Raw genomic sequence first — 25802 nt, 5'->3', positions numbered from 1 at the left:
ATTGTGCTTCTTCCTAATTGCTAAACCAAGCAATACAAGCTTCGCTTGACGACCATAGCAAGGTGGACCCACTCCTTCCCATCCCGAACAGGACAGTGAAACGCCTTCGCGCCGATGATAGTTGGATTCGCTCCCGTGAAAGTAGGTCATCGTCAGGCAAATTACATCAACCCCCTGAAAGCATACGCTCTCAGGGGGTTTTTTAATGCCCGTAAAAAAAGAATACCATCTACTCGCAGCGCTTCGCTAAGTCTCCGCTGAACATATCCATTAATTCCCCCCTCAATACCACACTCGTGTGATGTTCATTTTCTAAATAAGCCAACTTAATTGGCTGTATAGACAAGTTTCTGTAGTTTTCCTGCCTTAAATTAATCCTTATTTGATAAATAATAATAAAGCAATAAATTAAATAAGAATGATTATCATTAAGTATAATATGATTAAATTATAAATTTTGTAAATGATTTTTCCCACTATTATTCAACAAAGAGGTCAAATTATGTTTAATAAACAATTTCTTATTTTAGCTGCATTGTTTTTATTCGCTACAGGCGGAGCACAAGCGCATACACCGTTATGTTCTTGCTATGACAATGGTGATGGCACAGTCGAATGTGAAGGGGGTTTTTCTGATGGTTCATCAGCTTCAGGTGTGCCTATGGTGGTTTATGGCCCGGATAATCAGGTGTTAGTTGAGGGCAAGTTAGACGCGAATAGCATTTTTATTTTCGATAAACCTGAGGGTGAATTTAAAGTGGTTTTTGAGGGTGGCGAAGGCCATACTGTGGAGATACCTAGTAGCCGTATCGTTGAGTAATGTGCTGCTGTATTTTTATAGGAGAAAAATATGTTAAAAAAAGTTATTACTACGCTTGCGGTGAGTTTAGGTATAGCGACAATAAGTGCACCGGCTCAAGCGCACTTTCAACTTATTTATACGCCTGAGGCTAACTTAGCTGATCCTGCGAATATTCCTTTGTACTTAAACTTTTGGCACCCAATGGAAAATGGTCATGTCATGGATATGGCAAAACCGCGTGAGTTTTATTATGTGTTTAGAGGTGAAAAGCATGATTTATTAGACACCCTTAAAGAGGTTACTTTTGAGGGTAAAGGTAATAGCGCTCAAGCCTTTGTGTCAGAGGCTAGGTTACAACGTAACGGTGATTATATTTTCGTAGTCGTGCCCGAGCCGTATTATGAAAAAAGTGAAGATATATATATTCAACAAATTACCAAAAGCTATGTGAATAGAGGTGGCCTTCCTGATGCGTGGGCTGAGCCCTTAGGTTTGCCGACCGAGATGCTACCTTATGTTAAACCCAATAATGTTATTGTCGGTTCAACTTTTACTGCTCAAGTGCTAAGTGAGGGCAAAGCAGTTGCCGGGGCAGAGATTGAGGTTGAGTACATGGTTGCACCGCCGGAAGTGGCTACGAACAAAGTAAGCTCAAATGACAGTGTTGAGGCTAAAGGTGGCTCAATCGTGGTGCTTACAGATGAAAACGGTATGTTTACTTTTGGCATTCCCAAGGCCGGTTTTTGGGGTTTTGCAGCCTTAGGTACTGGTCCTGAGGATCAGTTTGAAGGTAAGGAGTTAAGTCAGGATGCGGTTATTTGGATTCGTGCTGATGAATTAGAATAATCCGTTTTTGATGCAGTAGTAGGGGTGTCTTAAAAATGATTAAGATACCCTGAAATGCGTAAAGTTCTCTCAAGAGTAGTCGGGGAGCGGAGCAATGAGTTTTAATAAGTTAGCACGAATGAGCATGGATAATGATAAAGGTGGCGACGGGATTCGCCGGCAGCAGCGTGCACGCCATCAGCATCGGGGCGGTGCAGAGCAATCGGTGTCAGAGCTTCGCGTACGCTTATCAAGCGTCAAAATAGGTAGTCTCTGTCGTGTTTGTTCCGTAAGAATTCATGGTGTTATGCGCCGTCGTTTAATGGATTTAGGGCTTGTGCCTGACGCAGAGGTTTTAGTGTTGCGTACCGCGCCACTAAATGATCCGATTGAGGTTCGCGTAGGCAATGCTTATGTTGCTTTACGTCGTGAAGAGGCTGACAGTATAGAGGTGATCGTATTATGAGTGATAATGTTCAAACGATCTATAGCGTTAACAGCAAAGGTGCTGATGAACGCACCATTAATCCTAAAAAAAGCAAGATTTTAATTGCTATCGCCGGGCAACAAAACTCAGGCAAATCGACCTTGTTTAATGCGCTAACAGGGTTACGTCAACATATTGCTAATTATCCAGGTGTTACTGTTGATAAAAAAAGTGGCTATTATCAATTTAATGAGCAGAGTGTTGAGGCAGTTGATTTACCCGGTACCTATGCCTTGACTTCGTTTTCGCCCGAAGAGCGAGTAGCGCGCGATTTTTTACTCCTTGAACAACCGGATTTAATTGTTAATGTCGTTGATTCAGCAAACATAGAGCGTAGTCTGTATTTGACTTTTCAATTGATGGAGTTGGGGCGTCCTATGTTGATCGTACTCAACAAAATGGACGTAGCAGAAAGTTTAGGTTTAAAGGTTGATGCTGATAAGCTAGAAGCACATTTAGGTATTCCGGTCATCGCTACAGTAGCTAGTAAAGCCCACGGGGCCGTAGATTTAAAAAACAAAATCAGTGAAGTCGCTACACTAGCTAAGGTACCACCAACGATTGACTATGCTGAGTGGAATGCTGCAATAACTACCATAAGCCAATTGTGGTCGGTGGAAGCAGACTTGGCTGATTATCCATCGCGTTGGGCGGCTATCCAGCTGTTTGAGGGGGATGAAGGTATTGTTCAAACGCTTGATAGAAAAGCCCCCCATTTAAAAGAACAAATCATCCGGCGTGCAGCAGAAGTTACTCAGGAGTTAACCGAGAACACAGGTGAAACCGCTGCTGATGCGATGTTACGCTGTCGTGTTGCAGCTTCTCGGGCAGCTTATGCCATCGCTGTTAAGCATAGTGATAAAAAACGCATAAGCATGACCGAGCGAATTGACCGCATTGTGTTAAATCGTTTTTTAGCTCCATTAGTTTTAGTCTTGACTATTTGGGTAATTTATCAATTATCGATTGTGCAGGGCTATGAACTAACTTATATAACATGGCCATTCTTAGCGGGTATGCGGAATTTTGTTGCCAGTATTATGCCTGCGGCCGGCTTTCTGTTTGACCCCTTAGTCCGCGATATTGGTTTGTGGATTGTAGACTCCGCAAATACGCTTTTAAACTATGTACCGATTTTCTTTATTTTATTTGGCTTAATTGCCATTCTTGAAGATACCGGTTATATGGCGCGTATTGCTTTTATCATTGATCGTATTTTGCATCGATTCGGTTTGCATGGTCAGTCAACGCTACCAATGATTTTATCCGGGGTATTTGCCGGTGGCTGTGCGGTGCCGGGGGTAATGGCTACCAAAGGGATTCCCGATACAAGGGCACGGATGGCAACAATTTTGACTGTGCCATTTATGAATTGTATGGCTAAAATTCCGCTGTATACGCTTTTGGTTAATATTTATTTTCCAACTGAAAAAGGTATTGTTTTATTTTATATTTCAACCATTACAGTGATTGTTGCTTTATTGGTTTCTAAGCTTTTAACAGTATCGGTGCTGCGCAATATGGATACAGCTCCTTTTGTTATGGAGATGCCACACTATCATCTGCCGGGATTGTTCAGTGTGTTACGCCGGGCTTTTGAGAGAACTTGGATTTATATTAAAAAAGTCGGCACCATCGTACTTTCAGTATCAACCATTATTTATGTGTTGTTACAGTTCCCGGGTTTGTCTGTTGAGCAAAATGAGCAGTATCAACAGCGAGCTGAGACTGCAATTAGTCAGTTTTATGAAACATTACAAGGTAATTCTTATCTGGCTGTTGTGCAGGACCCCGAAAATCTGATAGCACTGATTAATGCTTATAACGATTTTCGTACCTATAAGCTGACTGCGGGATCACCGGAAAAAGCACGTGCCGTTGATGAGCGTTTTGAACGTGACTATCCGGACTATTTCCCTTTCTTTCAACGGGGGAGTACTGCTGACTCAAGACAGGCTTTCGGTGCATTAAGAACTTTAGATAATGCTCGTAAAGATATTCGTCGTGAGATGCGTGGGATTCGTATTGAAAGTAGTTTGTTGGGTCAGGTTGGTCGTGGTGTTGAGCACGTGACTCAATTCGCTAATTTTGATTGGAAGATTAACGTCGCTTTATTAACCTCTTTTGCTGCTCGAGAGAGTAGTGTGGCGACGCTTGGCGTGTTATTTGATCAGGATGATGATCAAAATATTCCCTTAGAAGAGCGCATGGGGGCAGAGCAAAAGGCACAAGGTTACGACTCCTTAACAGCAGTCGCTTTGATTGTGTTTTTTGCCTTGTACCCACCGTGCTTGTCCACCGTGATTATGATTCGTGTGCAGACAGGCTCTTATAAGTGGATGATGTTTTCTATGATTTTTCCTACCTTGTTGGGCTTGGTTGTAGCCAGTGTAATTTATACAGGTGGCACTTGGCTTGGTCTGAGTGGTTTGCAGGTATTTAGTTTGGTGTATTTCAGTTTACTTGCCTTATTACTGATTGTTGGTTTATACCCTAGCTCAATGAACCGTATAGAGGGGTATCAAGATGAATTCCAGAATTGATTTTGCTCAAGAAGCAAGCATTGGATTATTTGAATGGGCATTGATTATTGTTATAGTGCTCTTAGCAGGTATTTACTTATGGCGTAAATATTTTATAAAAAAAGGCTGTGCAGGTTGCGCAAGTAGTGATGGTAAATGTCCCAGCACATCTCAGCTAAAAGCTCCTAATAATGAGGAGGTATCATCTTCAATAGCAATTGATGGACATCAGCAACGTGAATGGCCATTGCGTCACGTAGAGGTGATTCCTCTGCAACATTTCCAAAAACATGAAGGAAAAAAAACTAAACATGGTGCTTAAGGTACTGATGTAGACTTTCACACTTTGTGTGCTGCTGATGTGTTGAGCATTTTTGAAGAAGTATATCTATTAGCCGGATATTAAATGCCTGAATTTGAAAGTTTTTTTTCTTTACTTCCCTACGTCAAGATTGCTCATCAATCAGCGGGGCGAGTACGTTTGAAATTTGCTCGTGATATACCCAAGGTAGAAATGCCATCGCTTTCAAAAGCCATGGTCAATAGTTTTATCGATGAGTTGCCGGGGATTTCGAAAGTTGGTTTTAAGACTTTTGCGCGTTCCTTAACGATTGAGTATGACAGTCTGCAAATTGCCGATACTGCATGGTCAGACTTACTGAATGGGCAACAGACTTCGGCCGCTCACGATTTAGAAGCTAAGCTGCGTATAGCCTATGCTGAGTTACAACGTTTAGTGGAGTTAAATAATGCTTAATTATGATGAGCGAATATTACGTACTAAAAGAATTGATCTTAAAGCCCCTTTTCCACCTTTACATCAGGCGGTGCGAATCGCTCTTTATGATGAGTATGAAGCACATGCTTTTTACTCGCATGTAGTAGAAGCGTTTGGAGAGCAAGCGCCTTTTTCCAATATTGTGCGCTCTGAAGAACGACATATTAAGCAACTCTATAAGCTATGTGAGCGTTTTGGTATTCCTCGTCCTTTCGACCCTTTTATGCAAGAGGTGCGGGTAGAACCGATTTGGTCAGCAAACTGTCTGCGGGCAGTTGATGGTGAATTGCGCAACGGGAATCTATATACATATTTATTGGGGTTTGTGGCAGAGCCTGAAGTTATTAACACCTTCCGACGCTTACAAAGTGCTTCATTAAATAATCACTTACCGGCTTTTCAGCAAGCGGCACAAGCTGCACAAATTCAAGAAAACTATCATCTTGCTCACGGTGTAGCAGCCAGTGAAGCGTATGTTAAGCATGGCCTGATTGCCGATTTTTTGGAAGGAACCTTAGCTCGTTTGGTAGCGCAGCATCCTTACGGTAAATTAGTGAGCCCTGTTATCCGCAACATACCACCCACTCTATTGAGTGGTTTGATAGTTGGAGGTGCAAGTGTTTGGCTTTATAAGAAAAGAATCAGTCAAGCTAAAGTAAAGGAGCAAAAATGACAAATTCAAATAAAAAGCATAGATATTATGCTCATAATCAAGCGAGTAGTGCTTGGACAACGAGCGATTACTTTATACGCGGTCTAGTCTCGGCGGGTTGTCTGGCAGTTGCCGGGGTTAGCGAAGAATCAAAATCAGCACCGGCAAGTGCTCAACGAACATTTAAAAAAGCGCTTCAAGGAGGTGTTGCGGTGGCTGCCGGTTACTATGCTGCCGAGTCTTGGCGTAATGGTCAAGCAGGCTCAGTATTAGTGGCTACTGCTGTGGGTGCGATAGGGGTTTTAGCCATTGAGAAAGCACTATTTACTCCTAATATTGCTTCTCGCGCTAAGTCCTTAGCTGTCGATAAGTCCTTAGCTGCCGATACGCCGCTTCTTGAGTTGAAAGATACTAAGGAACTGATTGAGACTCCACCACAAGTAGCAAAAAAGGTAGGTGCTAAAAAAGTTGCAACTAAAAAGAGTGTAAGCAAAAGAGTAGCTGCCAAAAAGATTGCCGCTAAGAGGGTACAACAAGCGGTTGAAAATAAGAGCGAAACGGCTGAGTAGTAGCCACCATAACAAGTGATATTGATGGGTGGTCTTTTTTAATAAAAAGCCATCAATTGATTAAAGTAAACAATATATCAGGAGAATTAAGTATGTCTTCAAAAGGTAAAAAACATCAAGAGAAAGCTTTTCAAGGTGCTCGCCAAGGACGCAATGCCGGTCAAGGACAATATGGCGGTGTACGGCAGAATTCAAACTACCAGGACTACCAAGATTATCAAGACTATCAGGACTATCAACAAGACAGTGGTACAAATTACGGGATTCCTTCTCAAGTTGGGACGCCAATCAATACAAACTTATCCGGTGCACACCAGTGGCTTTCTAACTTGCCAACTTCCTTTGGTGGCAATAATAGAACACAGTTTCTATTAGGCGCAGTGGTAGGTGGTGCTTTAGCTTGGACTTTAAGCAGCGAGCAGCGTCGTAATAAGATTTTAAAATCAGCCGTTGGCCTTTATAGTAATGTCGTTGGTAGTGTTGAGGAACTCGTGGAGCAAGTCTCAGATATACGAGCGGAAGTCGATCAGGAAAATCGTTCTGAATAAATGATAAGTTAGTGGGGTGGCTTCTATGGCAGGGGTAATAAGGCTTGAGGTTGTACATGAGATTCCCGGGCGAGTGCGCTGGCGCTGCGTAATAGCTACGGCAGACAAACATCACTATGCTTCACAGCTGGATAAAATGGTATCTTGCTTTGAGGGAGTTAAATCCGTGCGTTGGAATTCGCGCATTAACTCCTTAACTGTGCTTTACCATAGCGAACAGAATGATAGTGAGAGTCTGGCGTTGCAAATTTTAAATTTAACGACTAAAAACAAGAGTTCTGACCTATCTGAGCTTTCTTATGATGAGTCAAATCCGCAGGCGTCAGCCATAAAAAATGAGCAACCTCCTACTTTAAAGCCCGTGCTATTGAGTCTTTTATCAAGTACTGCGACTCAAGTAGTAGGTCAGCCTTTGAAATTGCCTATTAGTCTTGTGTCTGCTCTACCTGTTTTAAAAGATGGTGTTGAAGATCTATTTCGTAACGGGATTAACTCACATGTATTAGAGGCACTGGCAGTATCAATTTCTCTTTTCCGTAAGGACTATTTTACGGCGAATGCGACTTCCTTTATGCTGGCTATAGGTGGATATTTGGAACAAAATATTCAATACCGTTCTGATGAAATGCTGAAACATTTATTAGCGCCTAGTGCTAAGACGGTATGGGTTGTACAAAACGGTTCGGAAAAGGAAGTACCAATCAGTGAGTTGCAGGTTGGCGATGAAGTGGTTGTGTCTGCCGGGGAGCTAATTCCCATTGATGGTACAGTCCTTAAGGGGATGGCTTCGGTTAATGAGGCTGCCTTGACAGGTGAAAGTGTTCCGGTAAGCCGAGGTCACAAGGATAGAGTGTATTCAGGGTCTTTGGTGCAAGAGGGTCGTTTACACATTTATGCAGAAAATGTGGGGGAAAAGGCCTTAATCGCTCGGATCGCTAATTTTGTTCAATCAGCCTTAGATTCACGCAGTAACATTCAACTGGAAGCCACGAATATGGCCGATCGTTTAGTGCCACTCGTTTTAGCGTTAAGCGCAGTGACATATTTAGCTTCAGGTGATTGGAGAAGGTTGGCAGCGGTTTTACAGGCAGATTATTCCTGCGCCCTTAAACTGTCAACACCGGTAGCCTTTAAGTCAGCGATGTATGAGGCAGGTCGTCGTGGTGTTTTAGCTAAAAGTGCGACTGCTCTAGAGGGTTTTGCACGCGCTGATACCTTTGTTTTTGATAAAACAGGCACGCTAAGCACAGGGCAATTAGAAGTGACAGATGTTGTCTCTTTAAGTGCTACTCTAGACGCAGATCATATTTTAAACATGGCTGCCTCAGTTGAAGAGCATTCAATTCATCCCATAGCAGAAGCTGTCGTGCTTGCTTCAAAACAATTAAAAAATCCACAGCACTTTGATCACAAGGAAGTGGAGTTTGTTGTCGCGCATGGCGTAGTCAGTACTATTCAAGACAAGCGAATTGTTGTCGGTTCCCGTCATTTTCTTGAAGATCATGAGAACATTCCTTTAGAGCAGCATAATACGCTGATTGATGAGTTACACCAGGCCGGCAAGGCATTGTTATATATTGCCTGGGGTGGTGAAATCATGGGGATAATTGCTTTGCGTGACGGTATTCGGCACAATGCTAAAGAGACTTTAAAGCGCTTACGCGACTCAGGAGTTAAGCGCTTGGTCATGCTTAGCGGAGATCATCCTGAGCGAGCTCAGGCGGTGGGTGATGAGCTGGGATTAGATCTGGTTTATGGTGGTTTATTGCCTCAAGAAAAGTCTGATATCCTTAAAGACCTTAGTCAGAAGTATGGTTCAATTGTCTTTGTTGGTGATGGTGTTAATGATGCACCTGCCTTGAGTATTGCCGGTGTTGGTGTTTCAATGCACAATGGCGCTGATGTTGCGCGTGTAGCGGCTGATGTGGTTTTGCTTGAAGATGACTTTGCTCGTATCGCGGATATGCGAGAACTTTCTGTTATTACCGAGCGTTTAATTAAGAGTAACTTTGGTTTAACTGCTATTTTAAATAGCTCAATATTACTGGCAGCAGCCAGCGGTAAATTGCAACCGGTCGCAACTTCAGTGCTGCATAACGGTAGTACCATTGCCATATTATTAAGGGCATTTTTGAGGGCTAGATTACCAACTAAGTAGCTCTAGATGTCCTTTTAGTAACACGTTGACCGGCTTTCTAAGAACCCACAGAGGGCCGGTCTTTACAGTGAAAACAAAATGGCGGTTGACCAAGTACTGAACCTACAGGTAGAAAAGGGCTATTTGTTGAGAAGCTGATTCAAGCAGGTACCGCCAGTCCAAAATGAACACCTTAGCTAAGCGGCTTTGTTGTTCCCAGCTTTTTTACCAAGGCCGCAACATAGTCATCTTCAAAATCATGCTCTTTAAGCGCATTATGTAAACTCATAACGTAATCGCGGTTTGAGCCGAGAACACCGTTTGCTTTGTTAATCAGCGGGTAGATGGTTTCAATGCTGTCATCCTCTTCATGCAATTGATGTTCAGGATGGGCTCTGAAGATAATCGCCTCAACCCGACGACCATCTCTTAGTGCTAGCTCGGCCCAATCAGGACAGTACGAGCCACCAACCATCTCGCGTAGCCACACCATGAGTAATTCTTGTTCAAGCGTGTCTTCAGCAAAGCGTAAGGCAAGACCTTTTGTTTCACCGCCCGGTGTAAGCGATAGCATGCGTCCCGGCTGCTCAGGGCTACCGCGCCCAGCGATCAAGCGCATACAAAAACTACGTCGCCAACCTTTTAGTAGGGCAGGGACACTTTCCACAAAATGACATTGAGGATTCCAAATCAAGGAACCATAGGCAAATAACCATACCGGCTCATTTTTCGGTCGCTTCTCAAGAGTCGCCTTCATCGAATGAATGATTTGTTCTTTAGACCACCACTCAACGCCCGGCGTGCTTTTGAAAGACTGTAGGTAGTTGCCATTGGCTAGAGAATCACGGTTTAAGGGGCTCATAATCTGTATAAATTGGTGAGTTGAAGGCTAATTATACTATGGTGGCTAAAGCGTTTTTTAGCAGGGATTAAAAGTTTACTTGCTATTTCGCTATACTTATCATGAAAACTATTTTAAGACGGTAGGATTTGTTTTAATAACTTATTTATATTAAAATACAACAATCAATAGTTTGTTACTATTAAAAATATCAAGGAGTCATAATGACTGATTTACCCAAACATAAACTTTCTATGTCAGTATTAATGACGCCTGACATGGCAAACTTCTCCGGTAATGTCCATGGCGGGATTATTTTAAAACTTTTAGACCAAGTGGCTTATGCCTGTGCAAGCCGTTATGCCGGGCAGTACGTCGTTACCCTGTCCGTGGATCAGGTGATTTTTAGGCAGCCTATTCACGTGGGTGAGCTTGTTACCTTTTTAGCATCGGTTAACTACACTGGTAACTCTTCAATGGAAGTGGGTATCCGAGTATTAGCTGAAAATATCCGTACTCGTCAGCAGCGACATGTTAATAGTTGCTTCTTTACTATGGTAGCGGTGGATGATCATGGTCGCCCATTGCCGGTACCTCCTCTAACACCACAGGATGATATTGAAGTTTGCCGCTTTAATGCAGGTGAGCGACGCAGAAAGTTACGACGCGAAATGGAAGGTCGTCAAGACAGTATTAAAAAAGAAGCGCAGAGCTAGTTACTCTGCGCGTAGCTATCACGCTAATAAATACTCCCTCGCATGCGTACGAAACCCGGGGGAGTATACTAGACGCCAATATCAAGACAAATAATCTCACCACTTTTGCTTTTACCATTTGGCATAAAGTGTGCCGGTTTATAAGCAGCAAAGGCATAACAAAGATCGGCATCGAAAGTGTGCTCTGCCAATTGGCCACTATCACAGTTTAATCCGGTAGAGACATCTAATGTAATACGATAGGCCTCGGCCTGATTGGCTAGCGCCATAACACGGGCAACATGCTCAGGCAATTCACCAATATAGCCGGTCCCAAAGACGGCATCGATAATCCAGTCGACTTCGTCATTAAATAGGCTTTCGTCTGCATCGTCACTAAACTCGATATTAAATGGTGCTAGGCGATCTAAATTGAGTTGTGCCAGTTCAGATAGCTCATGACCAAGCACAAAAAGTAATTTAACCGAGATACTTTGCTCGGCTAGGACTCGGGCAATAACTAAACCATCACCGGCGTTATTGCCCTTGCCACAGATAATCAATACGCAATGTGGTTTTGCCAATCTGCCGTCATTAATACGCTTTAATAAATCCTTGGCGACACCTTGACCGGCATTTTCCATGAGCTCTTCAAAACTTACCCCTCGATTCACGGCCCATTGCTCAGCACGCCTCATCTCTGCAGCTGTATATATTCTTCTCATCGTTCTGCCCTTAGTGTTACATCATGATGTCATTATATTAACAAATGGCTGTTTGGAAGCATAATGTTTAACTTTGAAGTTTTAGCTTAGACGGCGAACGGTACGAAACTGATATACTCATATGTTTATGGTGCGTTAAGTTTGGAGGAAAAATGACTCAATCAGCTCTTACCCCGTTAGAACGCTTGAAGCAGAGTAGTGCAGAGGCATGGAAAGACTATATTCAGCATGCTTTTGTGCGGCAATTAGGTGCAGGGACATTGACCGGCGATGCCTTTAAGCATTATTTGAAACAAGATTACTTATTTCTTGTCCATTTTGCCCGTGCTTGGGGATTAGCGGTTTATAAAAGCCGCAATATGCGTGAGTTACGGCAGAGTTATGCCAGCTTAATGGCTATTGTAGATGTCGAATTTGACCTGCATATCGAGTATTGCGCTAAGTGGGGCATTACTGAAGCGGAGTTAGAGGAGCTACCCGAAGGGCGAGCGACGATGGCTTATACGCGCTATGTATTGGATGCCGGTAATCAGGGTAATTTACTGGATTTGCATGTGGCTTTAGTGCCATGTCTTATCGGCTATGCTGAGATTGCTAAGTGGCTGGAGGTACAGGACTTCACGTTGATGACGGAGTCTAATCCCTATTTGCCTTGGATGCAGATGTATTTGAGTAAAGCTTTTCAAGATGCTGCCAAGGCTGAGGCCGATTGGTTAAATCAGGCCTTGGCTCGAGTGGATGAGGACCGTTTTGAAGAGTTGGCGGCTATTTTTCGTGATGCCACTTGCTTAGAAATTGATTTTTGGCAAGCCGGTCTAGATCAAGCGGTCTGAACGGCAAGGGAAAGGCGTTGTAAAAGCCGTCTGAGTATGGGAGAAGCGTAGTTAGGCGCTATTTCGCTTAAAAACTCATTAAAATCCATGATTGCATTGGAGTCTGCTCGGTCACTGATAATTCTAAAAATAGCAAAAGGAATATCATATTCGTAGCAGACCTGAGCGACAGCCGCTCCTTCCATTTCTACACACAGGGTGTCGGGCATTTGTTCGGCAATTTGGTTTTGCTTTTCTAAGGCATTGACAAAGAGATCACCGCTGCCAATAAGACCGACATGGAACTGCGGTTTTTGGCGCTGGAAAAAGCGTTGCTTTTGCTCGGGTTTAAATGCTGTATCAAAATCGTTATCTAGATAATCAAGACAAGACTGCTTGATGGTATTGCTCAGGACATCGTCGCTATCAAAAAATGTTTTATTTAATAAAGGGACACTGAACTTTGGGAAAAGTGGGCTGGCATCTAAATCATGCTGATAGATTGAGCTGCCGATGACGATATCACCGATTAATGCATCCGGGTGCACACCGCCTGCTAGCCCGGCAAAGACAACACTGCGAACTCCAAACTTATTGATCAGCGTGGTTGCTGTGGAAGCTGCGGCGACTTTACCAATTCTGGAAAGGACGACGACATAGTGTTGACCGTCGAGTTGACCTTGGTAATATCGACGACCGGCAATGAGGTGTACGCTAACGCTTTCACCCATGTTTTGTAAAATAACGGCAATTTCCTGCTCTAAAGCAGCCATGATACCGATTGGTGCTTCTGTGTTTTTTTCTTCTAACGTAATCTCACTGTGTTGAGTGTGCATTGTAATGGGTTAATCCTTAATCTAATAATTATTGGTGGGTTGAATAGGGGCGTAAGCTAGGTGCTGCTTGGGTAGAAATCCCCTGTGCTGTGGCAGCCTCTTGTTCTTTTTTGACTGCATTAATAAAAGCGGGACGCTGCTTTAGGTGTTGCCAATATGCTTGAACACGCTCTGAGCACTGCGCCAGTAGCCCGACATACTCCGCAAGCATTAATGCGTAGCCTACTGAAATTTCGGCGATGGTAAAGCGATCGCCACATAAATATATTTTATCTTGTAATGCCTTATTCAGTAATTTCGTACGACTGATAAACCATTGACTATAATCCTTAGCTACGCTCGTTACTTGCCTTTCAGGCGCTTCAAAGTGTAGATAACGGAGGACTAGTGTTTGTGGAAAAGTCAGTGTGCTCTCACCATAATGCAAAAAGTTTAGGTAGTGGGGATAATCGGCTTCTTTTTCAGAAATAGCTAAACTGCTATCCGTGATTTTACTGACAAGGTACTGACACATAGCGACTGACTCAGTCATGAGACCATGAACAGTCATTAGTGCCGGCACGGTGCCTAAGGGATTGATCTCAAAAAAGTCTTTTCGATGCGCCCGTGGTGGAAACTCCAACATAATAAGCTCATAGTCTATGCCTAACTCTTCAAGTGTCCATAAAGGGCGAAAGGAGCGAGCGCTGACGCTATGATAAAGAGTGATTGTCGGTGCCATAGGTTTTCCAAGGTCTTGATAAAAATGGTTGCCCTGATAGTTGCAAAGAGTATGTGTAACACAGCTTATGGCTGAGGCTTTAATAAAAAGTGCCTAGCTAGTATAAACACCAGCCAAACCATATGGTTGATTATACTGTGGTTGCGAATGAGCATGGCGTATCGTTTTAAGTAGTGACGACCCTATGCTAAGATGTTGTGAGGTACTTATGTATTTGCCCGTAAAGTGCATAAGCCGTTTTGCTGAGTTAGCAGCAAGTTTGATAGTAACGAGTTGTTTTTAAGAGGTGATATGGATATGAAAAAAGTTCTTATGAGTGCTTTATTGGCTGGATTAATGACAACAGCCTACGCTGCAGATGATATTGTCGTAGATATGAAATTTGCGACTGACAAGGGGCCTGGAGAGTCTGCCGGTACCGTGACTATTAGTCAAACTGACTATGGTGCAATGTTTACTCCGGATATTAAGGGGCTTGAGGAGCCTGGCGTTCGTGGTTTCCACGTGCATGCTGTCGGCTCTTGTGATGCGACTGAAGCTGATGGCAAGGTTACGCCTGCCGGTGCGGCCGGTGGTCATTGGGACCCTGAGGAAAGTGGTGCCCACAAAGGGCCTTGGTCGGATGGCCACAAGGGTGACTTACCCGCTTTATATGTAGATGCTGAGGGTCATATTAACTACCCGGTCGTGGCCCCTCGTCTGACTGATATTAGAGAGCTTAAGGGTCTAGCACTCATGATTCACGTAGGTGGTGACAATTACAGTGATGATCCGGCACCCTTAGGTGGTGGCGGTGGTCGTAACCTATGCGGTGTGATTGAATAATAGGATAAATCAATCATATGACGCATCGAGAGACCTAAATCTTATTACGTTAGGATGAAATTAACCCCATAGAGTATTGCTCTATGGGGTTTAAATTTTAAGTCCTTACATTGTTTTTATTAACTTATCGTCGCCCGAAAATAAATGATAACACTGCGATTATTAAGAAAACAAAGAATAGTACTTTAGCGATACCAGCGGCTGTTCCGGCAATTCCACCAAAGCCCAATACAGCGGCAATTAAAGCAATAACTAAGAATACAACAGCATAATGAAGCATGGTTTTCTCCTTTTTCATAAGATATGAACTTTCACTTTAAAGTATTAAGCGCTTTTTAGCTATGATTAAATTGAAAATAATCTCTAGAAATTGTAAATTTCTTAGGATGATTAAAAACGCTTGCTTAACGTGTCATAATAATTTTTAACGTAATTTCTCGGGGGTGGCATGTTTAAAACAAGCTTTTGTGAGCGTTTTTCTGTTGATTATCCAATTATTCAGGCGCCCATGGCGGGAGTCTCCAATCCGGTACTGGCAGTCGCTGTTAATAAAGCCGGTGCGCTAGCGTCTTTAGGTTGTGGTGCAATGAGTGCTGCGGTACTCGATAAAAATATAACTGAGTATATGGCCTTAAGTGGCACCGATAAGACCCCTTTAATTAATGTTAATTTCTTCTCACACCAGGAAGAGCTGGTTGATGAGACGGCTAATGCGCGCTGGATTGAGAAATTAGCTCCTTTATTTGAACAGTTTGATGGTCAAGCGCCTACAACGCTTGAGGTGATTTATCACAGTCTGCTCACTGAGGAAGATGAGCGTGTTGCCGTGCTTTTAGACAAGCGGCCGCAAATTGTGAGCTTTCATTTTGGCCTGCCGTCGGCCTCTGTTTTACAAAAATTAAAAGAGGCAGGGATTGCGATTTTTGCCAGCGCCTGCCATGTCGATGAAGCTCAGCTACTCGAGGCGGCAGGGGTTGATTATATTGTTGCACAAGGCTATGAGGCCGGTGGCCATCGCGGGGTGTTTGATCCGGAACGTGATGAAGGAATTGGTACCTTGGCTTTGCTTAAACAAATTAAGCAGCATTGTAAAACACCGGTAATCGCTGCCGGCGGCGTGATGACAGGTCAAGAAATTTGCCAGTTGCTGGAGCAGGGAGCTGAAGCAGTACAGCTAGGTACCGCCTTTGTGCTGTGTCCTGAGAGCTCTGCTTCCGAGGCTTATCGCTCACAATTAAGGGAGCATGCTAAAGCAAATGCCGACACATTAGTGAGCGCTGATGTTTCAGGTCGTCCGGCACGTGGGCTTAGGACTAAATTAACTGACCTAGGCGCTCGTTTGACGCAGGTGGAAGGGTTAAAGCGGCCGGCATATCCTGTACTTTATGATGCAAATAAGCAATTAAATGATGTGGCGCTAAAAAAGAATGATGAGGGTTATGGTGCCTATTGGTCAGGCGCAGGCTTAGCGCGCATTAGAGAAATGCCGGCGCAAGAATTGATTTCACTGCTGGTGAGAGAGGCGACGCAATAGTTTAAAAATCAATACATCATCTCAATGACATAATAAAAATCGCCTCACTGATAGGGTGATAAGTGAGACGATTGATTGGGTGCTAGATTTTAAACTATGGTAATTATCTTAAGCAAATTTACCCGCTTGAAAGTCATTAAATGCAGCGACAATTTCTTCTCTGGAGTTCATCACAAAAGGCCCGTGTTGAACAATGGGTTCATTTAAAGGTTTGCCGGCAAGGATAAGCACACGGCTGTCATCAGTGGCGGTGAGATGAACACCGTCAACATCGGCATCATTGGCTAATAGAGCTAATTGGGTGGCTTCGATTGTCGTACCGCTAAGCTCGACTTGACCCTCGTAGACCACAATAAATGCATTGTGATTGGCAGGAATAGCCGTGCTAAAGGATTTACCTGCGGGTACATGAACATCGAGATAGAGCGGTTCGGTTTTGTCGCGCTGAACTGCTCCCTCGGTGCCATTGCTACGACCGGCAATCACGGTGATAGCGACACCTTCATCGGTGGTGTATTTAGGTAAATCAGCGTTTTGGTAGTCTTTGTACCAAGGTTTGCTCATTTTATCTGCAGCAGCCAGATTCAGCCAAAGCTGAAAGCCGCTCATGGTGCCGTCCTCTTGCTGGGGGATCTCTGAATGAACGAGTCCGCTGCCGGCAGTCATCCACTGCACGCCACCATTTTCTAAGAGGCCCTCGTTACCCTTGCTGTCACGGTGTAACATACGACCTTCGATCATATAGGTCACTGTTTCAAAGCCACGGTGAGGGTGATCCGGGAAGCCGGCAATATAATCGTCGGGATTGTCACTGGCAAAGTTATCCAGCATTAGGAAAGGATCAAGGCGGCGCTGTAAGTTACTGCTAAACAAACGAGTGAGCTGCACGCCTGCGCCTTCGCTGGTTTTTTGGCCACGATAGATTTGCTCGACCTGACGGGATTTGGTGATTGTAAACATGTGTACTCCTAACAAAGTTATTGAGTAACGTAATTGAGTACCCAATAGATGAGACCGATTGCCGAAAGTTCAAGTTTATCGCAGCACAAGGAGTCGAATAGGAGGGATTATCTTAGTTCGATTTTTTGTGTGCTAAGCTTAGTGACTACCTCATCAACAAGGTTGCTTGAGTGAATAGAAAAAGGGAGTTTATTATCCAAACTATCGAGGAAGCTTCCTTTTTTGCGGTATTCGATGATTTTATTATCGCCGGCTACTTGCTGCGGTGAACTTAAATCATCGAGCAAACCGATGCGCTTTGCTTCCTCGCCATTCCAAACGAGTCCTGAAAATAAACCTTCTACCTCTGTGTTTAAGCGTTTGCCACGAGATTCCACCACACGATCGATGAATTGTTGATGTGTGATATCCAGCTGAGTTTGCCAAAAAGCAGCTTGCTCTTCATGCAGCGGGCTAAAGGGGTCGAGGAAGTTTTTATGTTCGCCGGATTTGATCACACGGCGTTCGATGCCCAGTCCATCGATGGTATCGACCAAGCCAAAGGAACTGCTGATAACGCCAATGGAGCCAACAAGGCTGGCGCGGTTAGCGTAAATTTTATCTGCTGCCGCAGCGATGTAGTAACCGGCTGAAGCGCCTATATCATCAATATAGGCATAGACCGGTTTGTCATACAGCCTTTTAAAGTGTCGCACATCATCATAGATACGGCCGGCCTGAACAGGGCTTCCGCCCGGTGAATTGATACTGAGTAAAATGGCTTCGGCAGAATCATTTTTAAACGCTTTTTCTAACAGCTTATAAATATCATCCGCATTGGCCGTTTTATCGCTGCTAATAGCACCATTGATTTTAATCACTGCGAGGTGAGAGGAGCTACTGACGGTGTCGGTGATTTGTTTACTACCGGAGTTTTGAAAAAAGAAATAAATTAACATCACCACGAACAGCAGAAAAATCAGCGTACGAAATAAGCTGGTGAGGGTGCGCCACCTACGTTCTTTCATGATCTGAAAGACAACTTCATGCATTAATTCGTCGGTATTAAGCGATTCGTCATCTTCTGGAGGACGTTTCTTTTTGAAAAACATGAGTTACTTCTATCCTTACTGTCTTGCCAATCGGTTAAAAGGTGCTACCAATTCCTTAACTGCTTCAATAATCTCTTCGCTACTAGCGCGCCAAGGGTTAATGTCCAAGCCACCGCGACGGGTGTAGCGAGCCATTACAAAGAGCTCGTCGGGGGCGCATTGCGTCAGTAAATCGCAGTAAATTTCTTCAACGCATAGCTCATGGAAACCATTGTGCAGACGGTAGGACACGATGTACTTTAAAAAAGCTGCCGGGTCGATGGTTTTGCCTTTATAAGCAACAATGACCGTACCCCAGTCCGGCTGATTTGTGACTGGGCAATTAGACTTTAATAAGTTTGAATAAAGGATATTCACTTGAACAGAGTCGTCGCCAGTCTCATCTTTTAACTGAAGAAGGGAAGCATTGGGCTCATAAGTATCAATCTCAACTTCTAGTTCATCCACGCTAGTACCTGGGATATTGATAAGTTGGCAGTTATTCCATTCGTGACTTAACTTAATATCAACCTTAACCGTGCCACCACTGGCTTTGCTTAAGTCTTGCTCAAATAAAGCGACCACTTCCTCAGCGCTATTAAATTTACTTTGATTAAAAGAATTTAAATAAAGCTTAAAAGATTTGGACTCGATTAAATAGCGATTAGTCTGAGGAAACTCAAAAGAAGCAATCGCAACAATCGGTTTACCTTTGCTGTCTAACCAAGATACTTCAAAGGCCGTCCAGATGTCACCGCCAATCCAAGCGGGCGTTTTTTCGGCAGGTGAGCCTTGGCGCGTTTCAGCGCGAGCAATAGGAAATAAAAGAGTGGGGTCGTATTGCTCTGGGTATTGGGTATCTTGTCCTAAATTACTATCAGTGATTTTATTTGTCATTGCTCTTTCTATAAATCTGTATTACTTGCGCTTCAGCGCTTAACTTGCCATCGGCATTGCTAATGCTTCGCGTATCCTCTAAGTCAGGGAAAGCTTCTGTGTCAAAGGCGGTGTCACCTTCGGGGTTGTCCTGAAAATCAGGTGTCAGATTAACGAAATCGAATTGCTCACGGTCCATCAAATGGGATGGCACGATATTGGCCAAGGCTTTATAAGCGTTCCAAACCTTTTTAGGGCTGTCTTTTTCCCAGTCGCGGATCATGCGGTTAATCTCTTGACGTTTGAGATTTTCTTGAGAACCACAGAGGTTACAAGGAATAATCGGGAATTGCTGTATCTGGGCATATTTAATAATATCGCTCTCGGCGACATAGGCAAGCGGTCGAATCACCGTATGCTTGCCATTATCAGAAGCCAGTTTAGGCGGCATAGATTTTAATTTAGCAGCATAAAACAGGTTTAAGAAAAAAGTAGCCAATATATCATCGCGGTGATGGCCTAAAGCGATTTTATTACAGCCAAACTCCTCGGCTACTCGATATAAAATACCGCGTCTTAAGCGGGAGCAGAGTGAACAGGTTGTTTTGCCCTCTGGAATAACTCGTTTAACAATAGAGTAAGTGTCTTGGTTTTCAATATGAAAAGGCACTCCGATGGAGGCTAAATACTCCGGCAACACATGCTCAGGGAATCCCGGTTGCTTTTGGTCGAGGTTGACCGCTAATAGCTCAAATTTAATTGGGGCGCGAGTTTGTAAGGTGCGTAGGACCTCTAATAATGTATAGGAATCCTTGCCGCCGGATAAACAGACCATCACCTTGTCGCCATCTTCGATCATATTGTAATCAACAATGGCGTGAGCGGTTTCGCGGATGATTTTTTTGCTTAGCTTGTTGTTACGAATGCGTTCACGCTCGGAGATGTTTGGCTCTTTTAAGCTGGTAGTAGATTGGCTCATAGTGCTGGATGCTGTTAGCGGCTAATATTAAATTCGATGCCGACGGCATCACAGTCATCAAAGGCCGATGGCTTACTGATGCGAAGTTTAACTGCGACCACCTCATCGAAGTCTTTGAGTAGACGATTAGAAATCATCTGACCCAAGGCCTCAACTAAATGTACATGCTCACGGGTACATTCCTCAATAATAACTTGACGGAGCAGTCTATAATCAAGCACAGTTTTAATATCAAGATCGTCAACTTCTTGAGTTTGTTGTACGCTAATATCTGCGTCAACGTAAATGCGTTGGGTGTTTTTAAGCTCACGCGGTAAAACGCCGATACGTGCTTCAATTGCCAGGCGTTCAAAAAAGATGGTTATTGTATTCATAGTTTTTGTAAAAAATAATTAGGCTACATTTTAGTCTTTACACTAAAGAAATACTTGTATTTAAAAGGATTTGTCACAATGTCTCTTGCTCATAATCAAGTAGCAGATTCTCTTTATGATGCCATTATTGTCGGCGCCGGTGTTGCTGGTGTCACATGTGCGGTTTGGCTTAAGCGCTTGGGTTATTCAGTCTTGTTATTAGAGGGCAGTGAGCAGGTCGGTGGGATGTGCGCGCGCAATCCTTTTAAGGATGAGTGGAATCCTACAGCACCCGGTTTAACAGGTAAGGAAGTTGCGCTTAATTTGCTTGAGAGTTTGGCCTTAGCAGACATTGAGCCTTTGCTAGGTCATGAGGTTAAGGCGGTTCAGTTATTGGAAAATGGCTTTGCAGTGCAGGTAAAAAGTTCTGACGCTGCAGAGCGCTTTTTTCATTCTAAAAAACTGGTTGTGGCAACGGGTGTGGATTATAAAGAGCCGGTAGAGTGCGCAGGAAGAACCTTTGAGGATGTTTTAATTGGCGCAGGCGCACGATTAAATAACTACGACTTTAAGGACAAGCGAGTGGCAGTGCTTGGGGGCGGGGATAATGCCCTGGAAAATGCGCTGTTTGCCCAAAATAGAGGGGCCACGGAGGTCACTGTTTATGCGCGCACCTTGCGCGGGCAAGATCATTGGATGGAGCGACTGCGTGATGGGCAGGTGATTGTTGGAGATTATTTCTTTGACCCGGCAAAAAAAGAGGTCGCTGGCCAAGCCTATGATGTGATTTTGGTTTTTTATGGCTACGAGCCCCAAGCACAATGGATTCAAGGCTTAGGTGTCGGCTTTGATGACAAGAATTACCTGGAGGTGGATTTCGCAAGCACTGAAACGGCAGTCAGCGGTTTATATGCAATAGGTGAGGTGACGCGCCGACAGCATCCTTGCGTGGTGACTGCGATGTCCGATGGGGTAACGGCAGCTAAAGCTATCCAAAAGGCCTTGAGTTTGGCTTAATCGAGTGAGCAGGCTAGCCTGATTTTTTCGCTTTTGTGCCTAAATACGTCCCAACGCAAATGCAACGTATTTTTTTACGTTGCATTTGCGTCTCAATTTTTAGTACAATAAAGTTGGAGGTGTCGGCATGAGAGAAAACAGAGAATTAGAGTTTAAAGAGATTGTTAACCATTCATTTCTCAAAACGGTGAGTGCTTTTGCCAATTTTGGTACTGGTAAAATCCTGTTTGGGGTGAGTGATGATGGTCAAGTGATTGGTTTAGCGGATCCTGAGCAAAGCTGCTTAGCGATTGAAAATAGTATTAATGACAATATTAAGCCGCGACCTAATTTTTTTTTGAGTATCAATGCTGATAACACGATTACCCTAGAGATTGCAGAGGGACTCAGCAAGCCATATTTGTATAAGGGTAAAGCCTATCGAAGAAGCGATAGTTCATCAGTTGAGGTCGATCAAGTTGAATTAAAACGTTTAATTCTATTTGGCGAGAATGTATATTTTGAAGAGCTACCGTATTCTCATGATGTTCCACTTAGCTTTAATCGCCTTGAAGAGCAGCTTGATAAGGAGCTTAAGGTTCCTAAGCTAACAGAAGATGTGCTAAAAACGCTTGGCCTATACACAAAAGATGGCCAATTCAACAATGCAGCAGGTATTTTTGCTGACAAAAATACCTTTCCGGGTGTCGATATCATTCGATTCGGTCGCTCCCTTAGCGAGATTTTAGAGCGTCAGACTGTTGACTGTCAGTCGCTCTTATCCTTGTATGAAGAGGCGCTCATCATGTTTAGGCGATACTACCAATATCAAGAAATCATTGGCTCTAAGAGACAATTGGTAGAGAAGGTTCCGGAAAAGGCGTTTAGAGAGGCCTTGGTCAATGCCTTAGTTCATCGTACGTGGGATGTACAAAATCATATCCGTATTGCAATGTTTGATGAACATATTGAAATCCATTCGCCAGGTGGGCTACCTCCCGGGATTAGTGAGGAGGAGTATCTATATGGCTACGTTTCTTCTTTGAGAAATCCTGTTATTGGAAGCATCTTGTTTAGATTAAATTATATTGAGATGTTCGGCACAGGAATTAGGAGGATTAATGACTTGTACCGAGATAGCGAGCTTAAACCGTCTTTTAATGTGTCAGCTAATAGTATTCAGGTGATTTTACCAGTCGTTAATCGTTTGCCAGAATTAAGTACGGACGAGAAAGTGATTTTTGATTTATTGGCTGACGGTAGAAAGTTGGCAAGTAGTGAGATTGTCGCAGCAAGTGGTTTTAGTAAAAATAAAGTCATCCGCTTACTAAACGATCTAATTGACAAGAAGTATATAAAAGTAGAAGGTCAGGGTAGGGGAACGCGTTATAAGCGTTAACGCAGAGTGGTGATTTCACCCCTTATGAATCGCTTCACAAATTTTTGGTAGTTCTTTTATAAACCGCAATGTCGGACGATGCAAAATATCGACATCGACGGTCACTAATTGCTCTGTGCGTAGCTCAAGGCCGATTTTCTTAAATAGCTTGATGGCCGCTTCTTGTGCGCGTTCTTTGCCATTCGGATCGGTTGCGCTGTAGCCATGAATCACGATATCTGGCGTATGCAAAAGTAGCTCTTCGGGATTGACGATAAAGCTGGGCTGTTTGATATCAGCAAAAATATTTTCGGTATGACAGCCTTTGACCGCCTGGGCTAAAAATGTCATATCACTTAAGCTAAATACTGGTTGTTTGGAAATTAGGAAAAAGACTTTTTTAGGTGTTTTGTTTTTATTGTCCTCAACTAAGTTTTGCCATTCTGCTTCAATAGCATCTATTTTTGCTTCTGTTGCAGCACGTTTTTTCTCATCATGTTGAACGCGTGCTAACACCATGCGCCAATCATTAAATAAGGCCGGAACTGTATTGGGCAGAGAAGCTATCACGTCAATTTTTTTAGCAGGAAATAAATTGTCTAACTCAATATTGGACGTGAAGTGCAGCAAAATATTCGGCTGATACAGCAGAAGTAGCTCTTTATTGGGATTGAGTCCTGAGCCTATTGAGGGGGTGTTTTTAACTTCTTTAGGGTAGTTGCTGGCATCATCTCGCGCCACCAATTGCTCCTCTAAACCGAGGTCATAAACCATTTCTGTCATGTGCGGAGAGAGTGTGATGATACGTGGTGCGTCAGTAGGTTCTGCAACAGCGGCACCGTTGAGAGCGAGTAAATTTAAACCTGAAGCAATGATGCTCAGAAATCTTTTGAAGCGCATAGCCTACTCAATTTAAAAAGCGGTTTTACGAAGTGAAGCCTCGTAAAACCGCTTCCACAAGAACTTAATTAGTTCTTGGGTTGCCAACTTAAATTAACAAATATATTACTGCCTTGGCCACGATAACCGTGAACAGGTGCGTATTTCTTATCAAAGATATTATTCCAGTAGACTTGCGCTGAAAACTCTTTGCTCAACTGAACTTTAGCAGATAAATTGACTACGCCATAACCACCTAGTCGCGTGTTATTGGCTAGGTCATCGTAGCGTGCGCCGATGTGCATAAACTCGGCACCCAAGTTAAAACGATCATAGCTCTGCTCTACACCGGCACGATAAACTTGACGGGCGCGACGAATCAAGTTGTTATCAGTGATATCGTCCTTGGCATCCAGGAAGTCTGCACCAGCGTAGACGCGAGTGGTGCCAAAGCGAGTGGCATCAAATTGATGAGAAGCGGTTAAGCTAATGCCGCGAATCGTTGCTTTTTCTGTGTTGCTCGTGCTGGCAGGGTAAGAGCTGGTATCGTAGGTATTAATCAAATCACGATACTTTGTGTAGAAAGCACGAATGCTGGCGGCTGTAGTCTCATTGGCGAAACTGAGGTGAGCTTCAATGTTGCGTGATTTTTCAGGTTTCAAATCAGGGTTGCCCTGGAAGCCCCAGTTTAGTGGTGCATACATATCGTAAAAGCTAGGGATTCTAAAGCCTGTATTGCCTGCCAAGCCGACAGTGATGCTGTCAGTTAGATCAAAATCATAGGCCAAGCTACCAGTAGTACGGGAACCGTAATCAGTATAGTGGTCATTACGAACACTGGCTTGTAGGTGATGGCGACTTAAGAAACTGCCTTGATAAATCGCCCCAAAGGAATTGGTGTTGCGTTTATTCTCATCAAATTGAGTAGTAGAGCCGATGCGTTCTTTGTAGCCTTCATAAAACACAGAAACTACGTGCTCCGGTGCGACATGAAAGTCATTTTGCCAGCTAAAGCTATTTTGGTAGGTGTTGTTTAACGTATCACCCCATGGGCCATTGTCAAACATTGAGCTCTTGCCAAAGCCATAGCGTAGAGTGCTATACCACCAGTCAGTAATTTTGTTGCTGCTGCTGAGACCATAGACTTGTTGGCGTTGCTTAACATTAGCACCAACCGGATCGTATTCACCGGCATCATAATCGCCGCTGATATAGCCATTTAAAAAATGAAAACCAATCCGTTGCTCAGGCGCCCAGGTCCAACCAAAGCTACCACTTAAGCTATGCTGTTCGTAGCCATCATCATCCGGGTTGTAGTTGTACAGATTGTCTGGCGTTGTGGCGTTATGCCCATCAGATTTGGCGTATTGCGCGTGTAAGCTATAGTCAAAGGTGCCATCGGCGCCTGAGAAGCCGGCGCCGGTACGGATGGTACCCTCACTGCCAAAGCCAATATCTGCATAGGGACTAAAATCGCGCATCTGACCTGGTGTTAATTCAGTCACTAGATTGACGACCCCGCCCATGGCGCTAGAACCCCATAAACTGCTGGCTGAACCTCGTATCACTTCAACACGCTCAAAGGCGCGAGGATTTAAAGTGCCCCAAGGTATGCTATTACCTGCGACTGGATTATTAATCCGAATGCCATTAAGCATGATGAGGTTTTGATCACCCCAAGCACCACGGATAGAAATACCTGAGATAGTATGCGGACCACCGCTGTCGTACATCTGAATACCGGGTTGGCGTATCAGTGTACGTAAAATATTGGCATCATTGTTTTGGCGTAATTTGATGCCGTCAATCACCGTCACATCGCCAATGGCACGCTGCAGCGGTTGAGCATGGCGTGAGGCGACTACGACGAGAGTGGGTAATTGCTGAACGATTTCAGCTTGATTGTCTGTTGTGGTGGTTTGAAGGTCTTGTGCCATCACGGTAGGCGCAATAAAACAGGCAACGGCCAGAGCGGCCGCTAGAGGGGAGATTCTAAACATGG

28 protein-coding genes and 1 rRNA gene are annotated in these 25802 nt (G+C 43.8%); 17 read left to right on the top strand and 12 right to left on the bottom strand.

Annotation, left to right across the window (positions count from 1 at the left end; translation table 11 throughout):
- The first annotated feature begins 44 nt into the window (after window positions 1–44).
- The 11 genes from rrf (at window position 45) to B092_RS0111355 (ending at window position 9341) form a co-directional block, all read left to right on the top strand.
- Window positions 45–158, top strand: a 5S ribosomal RNA gene (rrf, locus tag B092_RS0111405).
- Between the two features lie 344 nt (window positions 159–502).
- Window positions 503–820 carry a hypothetical protein gene (locus B092_RS0111400; RefSeq protein WP_018575369.1) on the top strand — a complete coding sequence of 106 codons (318 nt, stop codon included), beginning with the start codon at window positions 503–505 and terminating at the stop codon, window positions 818–820.
- A 30-nt stretch (window positions 821–850) separates the two neighbouring features.
- Window positions 851–1648, top strand: coding sequence for a DUF4198 domain-containing protein (locus B092_RS0111395; RefSeq protein WP_018575368.1), 798 nt, complete (start codon window positions 851–853; stop codon window positions 1646–1648).
- 94 nt (window positions 1649–1742) lie between these two features.
- On the top strand, window positions 1743–2093 hold the full coding sequence (locus B092_RS15235; RefSeq protein ID WP_018575367.1) for a FeoA family protein: 351 nt from the start codon (window positions 1743–1745) through the stop codon (window positions 2091–2093).
- Window positions 2090–4657, top strand: coding sequence for a ferrous iron transport protein B (gene feoB, locus B092_RS0111385; RefSeq protein WP_018575366.1), 2568 nt, complete (start codon window positions 2090–2092; stop codon window positions 4655–4657). The genes B092_RS15235 and feoB overlap by 4 nt, the downstream gene beginning before the upstream one ends.
- The gene (locus B092_RS0111380) at window positions 4641–4958 is read left to right on the top strand and encodes a FeoB-associated Cys-rich membrane protein (RefSeq protein ID WP_018575365.1); all 318 of its coding nucleotides are present in this window, start codon (window positions 4641–4643) and stop codon (window positions 4956–4958) included. The genes feoB and B092_RS0111380 overlap by 17 nt, the downstream gene beginning before the upstream one ends.
- Window positions 4959–5042: 84 nt before the next feature.
- A complete protein-coding gene (locus tag B092_RS14335) occupies window positions 5043–5393 on the top strand; it encodes a hypothetical protein (RefSeq protein ID WP_018575364.1) in 351 nt (116 codons plus the stop codon).
- Window positions 5386–6087, top strand: coding sequence for a ferritin-like domain-containing protein (locus B092_RS0111370; RefSeq protein ID WP_018575363.1), 702 nt, complete (start codon window positions 5386–5388; stop codon window positions 6085–6087). The genes B092_RS14335 and B092_RS0111370 overlap by 8 nt, the downstream gene beginning before the upstream one ends.
- A complete protein-coding gene (locus B092_RS15775) occupies window positions 6084–6635 on the top strand; it encodes a hypothetical protein (protein WP_018575362.1) in 552 nt (183 codons plus the stop codon). The genes B092_RS0111370 and B092_RS15775 overlap by 4 nt, the downstream gene beginning before the upstream one ends.
- Before the next feature lie 92 nt (window positions 6636–6727).
- Window positions 6728–7183, top strand: coding sequence for a YtxH domain-containing protein (locus tag B092_RS14775; RefSeq protein ID WP_018575361.1), 456 nt, complete (start codon window positions 6728–6730; stop codon window positions 7181–7183).
- A gap of 25 nt (window positions 7184–7208) precedes the next feature.
- Window positions 7209–9341: a heavy metal translocating P-type ATPase gene (locus B092_RS0111355; protein WP_018575360.1), complete on the top strand. Its 2133-nt coding sequence runs from the start codon at window positions 7209–7211 to the stop codon at window positions 9339–9341.
- 172 nt (window positions 9342–9513) lie between these two features.
- Here the strand turns inward: B092_RS0111355 and B092_RS0111350 are convergent, their stop codons facing one another.
- Window positions 9514–10182 (bottom strand): gamma-glutamylcyclotransferase, encoded by a 669-nt coding sequence (locus tag B092_RS0111350; RefSeq protein WP_018575359.1) that lies wholly within the window; start codon window positions 10180–10182, stop codon window positions 9514–9516.
- A gap of 203 nt (window positions 10183–10385) precedes the next feature.
- Here B092_RS0111350 and B092_RS0111345 point away from each other — a divergent pair, with 203 nt between their 5' ends.
- Window positions 10386–10877, top strand: coding sequence for an acyl-CoA thioesterase (locus tag B092_RS0111345; RefSeq protein WP_018575358.1), 492 nt, complete (start codon window positions 10386–10388; stop codon window positions 10875–10877).
- A gap of 68 nt (window positions 10878–10945) precedes the next feature.
- Here the strand turns inward: B092_RS0111345 and B092_RS0111340 are convergent, their stop codons facing one another.
- Window positions 10946–11581 (bottom strand): NAD(P)H-hydrate epimerase, encoded by a 636-nt coding sequence (locus B092_RS0111340; protein WP_026253758.1) that lies wholly within the window; start codon window positions 11579–11581, stop codon window positions 10946–10948.
- Window positions 11582–11733: 152 nt separating this feature from the next.
- Between B092_RS0111340 and tenA the strand changes: the two genes are divergently transcribed.
- The gene (gene tenA, locus B092_RS0111335) at window positions 11734–12414 is read left to right on the top strand and encodes a thiaminase II (RefSeq protein WP_018575356.1); all 681 of its coding nucleotides are present in this window, start codon (window positions 11734–11736) and stop codon (window positions 12412–12414) included.
- Here the strand turns inward: tenA and B092_RS0111330 are convergent.
- Both B092_RS0111330 and B092_RS0111325 read right to left on the bottom strand, forming a co-directional pair.
- Window positions 12402–13229: a 5'-methylthioadenosine/adenosylhomocysteine nucleosidase gene (locus B092_RS0111330; protein WP_018575355.1), complete on the bottom strand. Its 828-nt coding sequence runs from the start codon at window positions 13227–13229 to the stop codon at window positions 12402–12404. The genes tenA and B092_RS0111330 overlap by 13 nt on opposite strands.
- 28 nt (window positions 13230–13257) lie before the next feature.
- Window positions 13258–13950, bottom strand: a complete 693-nt coding sequence (locus B092_RS0111325; protein ID WP_018575354.1) for a glutathione S-transferase family protein — start codon at window positions 13948–13950, stop codon at window positions 13258–13260.
- Between the two features lie 297 nt (window positions 13951–14247).
- On the opposite strand from B092_RS0111325, the gene sodC reads away from it, so the two are divergent.
- Window positions 14248–14775 carry a superoxide dismutase family protein gene (gene sodC, locus B092_RS0111320; protein WP_026253755.1) on the top strand — a complete coding sequence of 176 codons (528 nt, stop codon included), beginning with the start codon at window positions 14248–14250 and terminating at the stop codon, window positions 14773–14775.
- Window positions 14776–14899: 124 nt separating this feature from the next.
- Here the strand turns inward: sodC and B092_RS15230 are convergent, their stop codons facing one another.
- Entirely contained in the window at window positions 14900–15055 is a 156-nt protein-coding gene (locus tag B092_RS15230) for a DUF1328 domain-containing protein (protein WP_018575352.1), read from the bottom strand.
- A gap of 168 nt (window positions 15056–15223) precedes the next feature.
- Between B092_RS15230 and B092_RS0111310 the strand changes: the two genes are divergently transcribed.
- The gene (locus tag B092_RS0111310; RefSeq protein ID WP_018575351.1) at window positions 15224–16309 is read left to right on the top strand and encodes an NAD(P)H-dependent flavin oxidoreductase; all 1086 of its coding nucleotides are present in this window, start codon (window positions 15224–15226) and stop codon (window positions 16307–16309) included.
- 108 nt (window positions 16310–16417) lie between these two features.
- On the opposite strand, the gene B092_RS0111305 is transcribed toward B092_RS0111310, so the two are convergent.
- From B092_RS0111305 to B092_RS0111285, 5 genes are all read right to left on the bottom strand, one after another.
- Entirely contained in the window at window positions 16418–17269 is an 852-nt protein-coding gene (locus tag B092_RS0111305) for a pirin family protein (protein ID WP_018575350.1), read from the bottom strand.
- Window positions 17270–17376: 107 nt separating this feature from the next.
- Complete coding sequence (sppA, locus tag B092_RS14320; RefSeq protein WP_018575349.1) at window positions 17377–18360, bottom strand: signal peptide peptidase SppA; 984 nt, start codon at window positions 18358–18360, stop codon at window positions 17377–17379.
- 15 nt (window positions 18361–18375) lie between these two features.
- Window positions 18376–19236, bottom strand: a complete 861-nt coding sequence (gene queF, locus B092_RS14315; RefSeq protein ID WP_018575348.1) for an NADPH-dependent 7-cyano-7-deazaguanine reductase QueF — start codon at window positions 19234–19236, stop codon at window positions 18376–18378.
- Window positions 19226–20194: a tRNA 2-thiocytidine(32) synthetase TtcA gene (gene ttcA, locus B092_RS14310; protein ID WP_018575347.1), complete on the bottom strand. Its 969-nt coding sequence runs from the start codon at window positions 20192–20194 to the stop codon at window positions 19226–19228. Before ttcA ends, queF begins: the two co-directional genes overlap by 11 nt.
- A gap of 14 nt (window positions 20195–20208) precedes the next feature.
- Window positions 20209–20568, bottom strand: coding sequence for a dihydroneopterin aldolase (locus B092_RS0111285; RefSeq protein WP_018575346.1), 360 nt, complete (start codon window positions 20566–20568; stop codon window positions 20209–20211).
- 78 nt (window positions 20569–20646) lie between these two features.
- Here B092_RS0111285 and B092_RS0111280 point away from each other — a divergent pair, with 78 nt between their 5' ends.
- Both B092_RS0111280 and B092_RS0111275 read left to right on the top strand, forming a co-directional pair.
- Window positions 20647–21564, top strand: a complete 918-nt coding sequence (locus tag B092_RS0111280) for an NAD(P)/FAD-dependent oxidoreductase (RefSeq protein ID WP_018575345.1) — start codon at window positions 20647–20649, stop codon at window positions 21562–21564.
- A 127-nt stretch (window positions 21565–21691) separates the two neighbouring features.
- Window positions 21692–22942 carry an ATP-binding protein gene (locus B092_RS0111275; RefSeq protein ID WP_018575344.1) on the top strand — a complete coding sequence of 417 codons (1251 nt, stop codon included), beginning with the start codon at window positions 21692–21694 and terminating at the stop codon, window positions 22940–22942.
- Window positions 22943–22957: 15 nt separating this feature from the next.
- Here the strand turns inward: B092_RS0111275 and B092_RS0111270 are convergent, their stop codons facing one another.
- A complete protein-coding gene (locus B092_RS0111270; protein WP_018575343.1) occupies window positions 22958–23821 on the bottom strand; it encodes an ABC transporter substrate-binding protein in 864 nt (287 codons plus the stop codon).
- 68 nt (window positions 23822–23889) lie between these two features.
- The gene (locus B092_RS0111265) at window positions 23890–25800 is read right to left on the bottom strand and encodes a TonB-dependent receptor plug domain-containing protein (protein WP_018575342.1); all 1911 of its coding nucleotides are present in this window, start codon (window positions 25798–25800) and stop codon (window positions 23890–23892) included.
- Window positions 25801–25802 lie beyond the last annotated feature (2 nt).

Source organism: Oligella ureolytica DSM 18253 (assembly GCF_000373745.1).
Lineage (GTDB): Bacteria > Pseudomonadota > Gammaproteobacteria > Burkholderiales > Burkholderiaceae_B > Oligella > Oligella ureolytica.
This window is presented reverse-complemented; position numbering and strand designations above follow the sequence as displayed.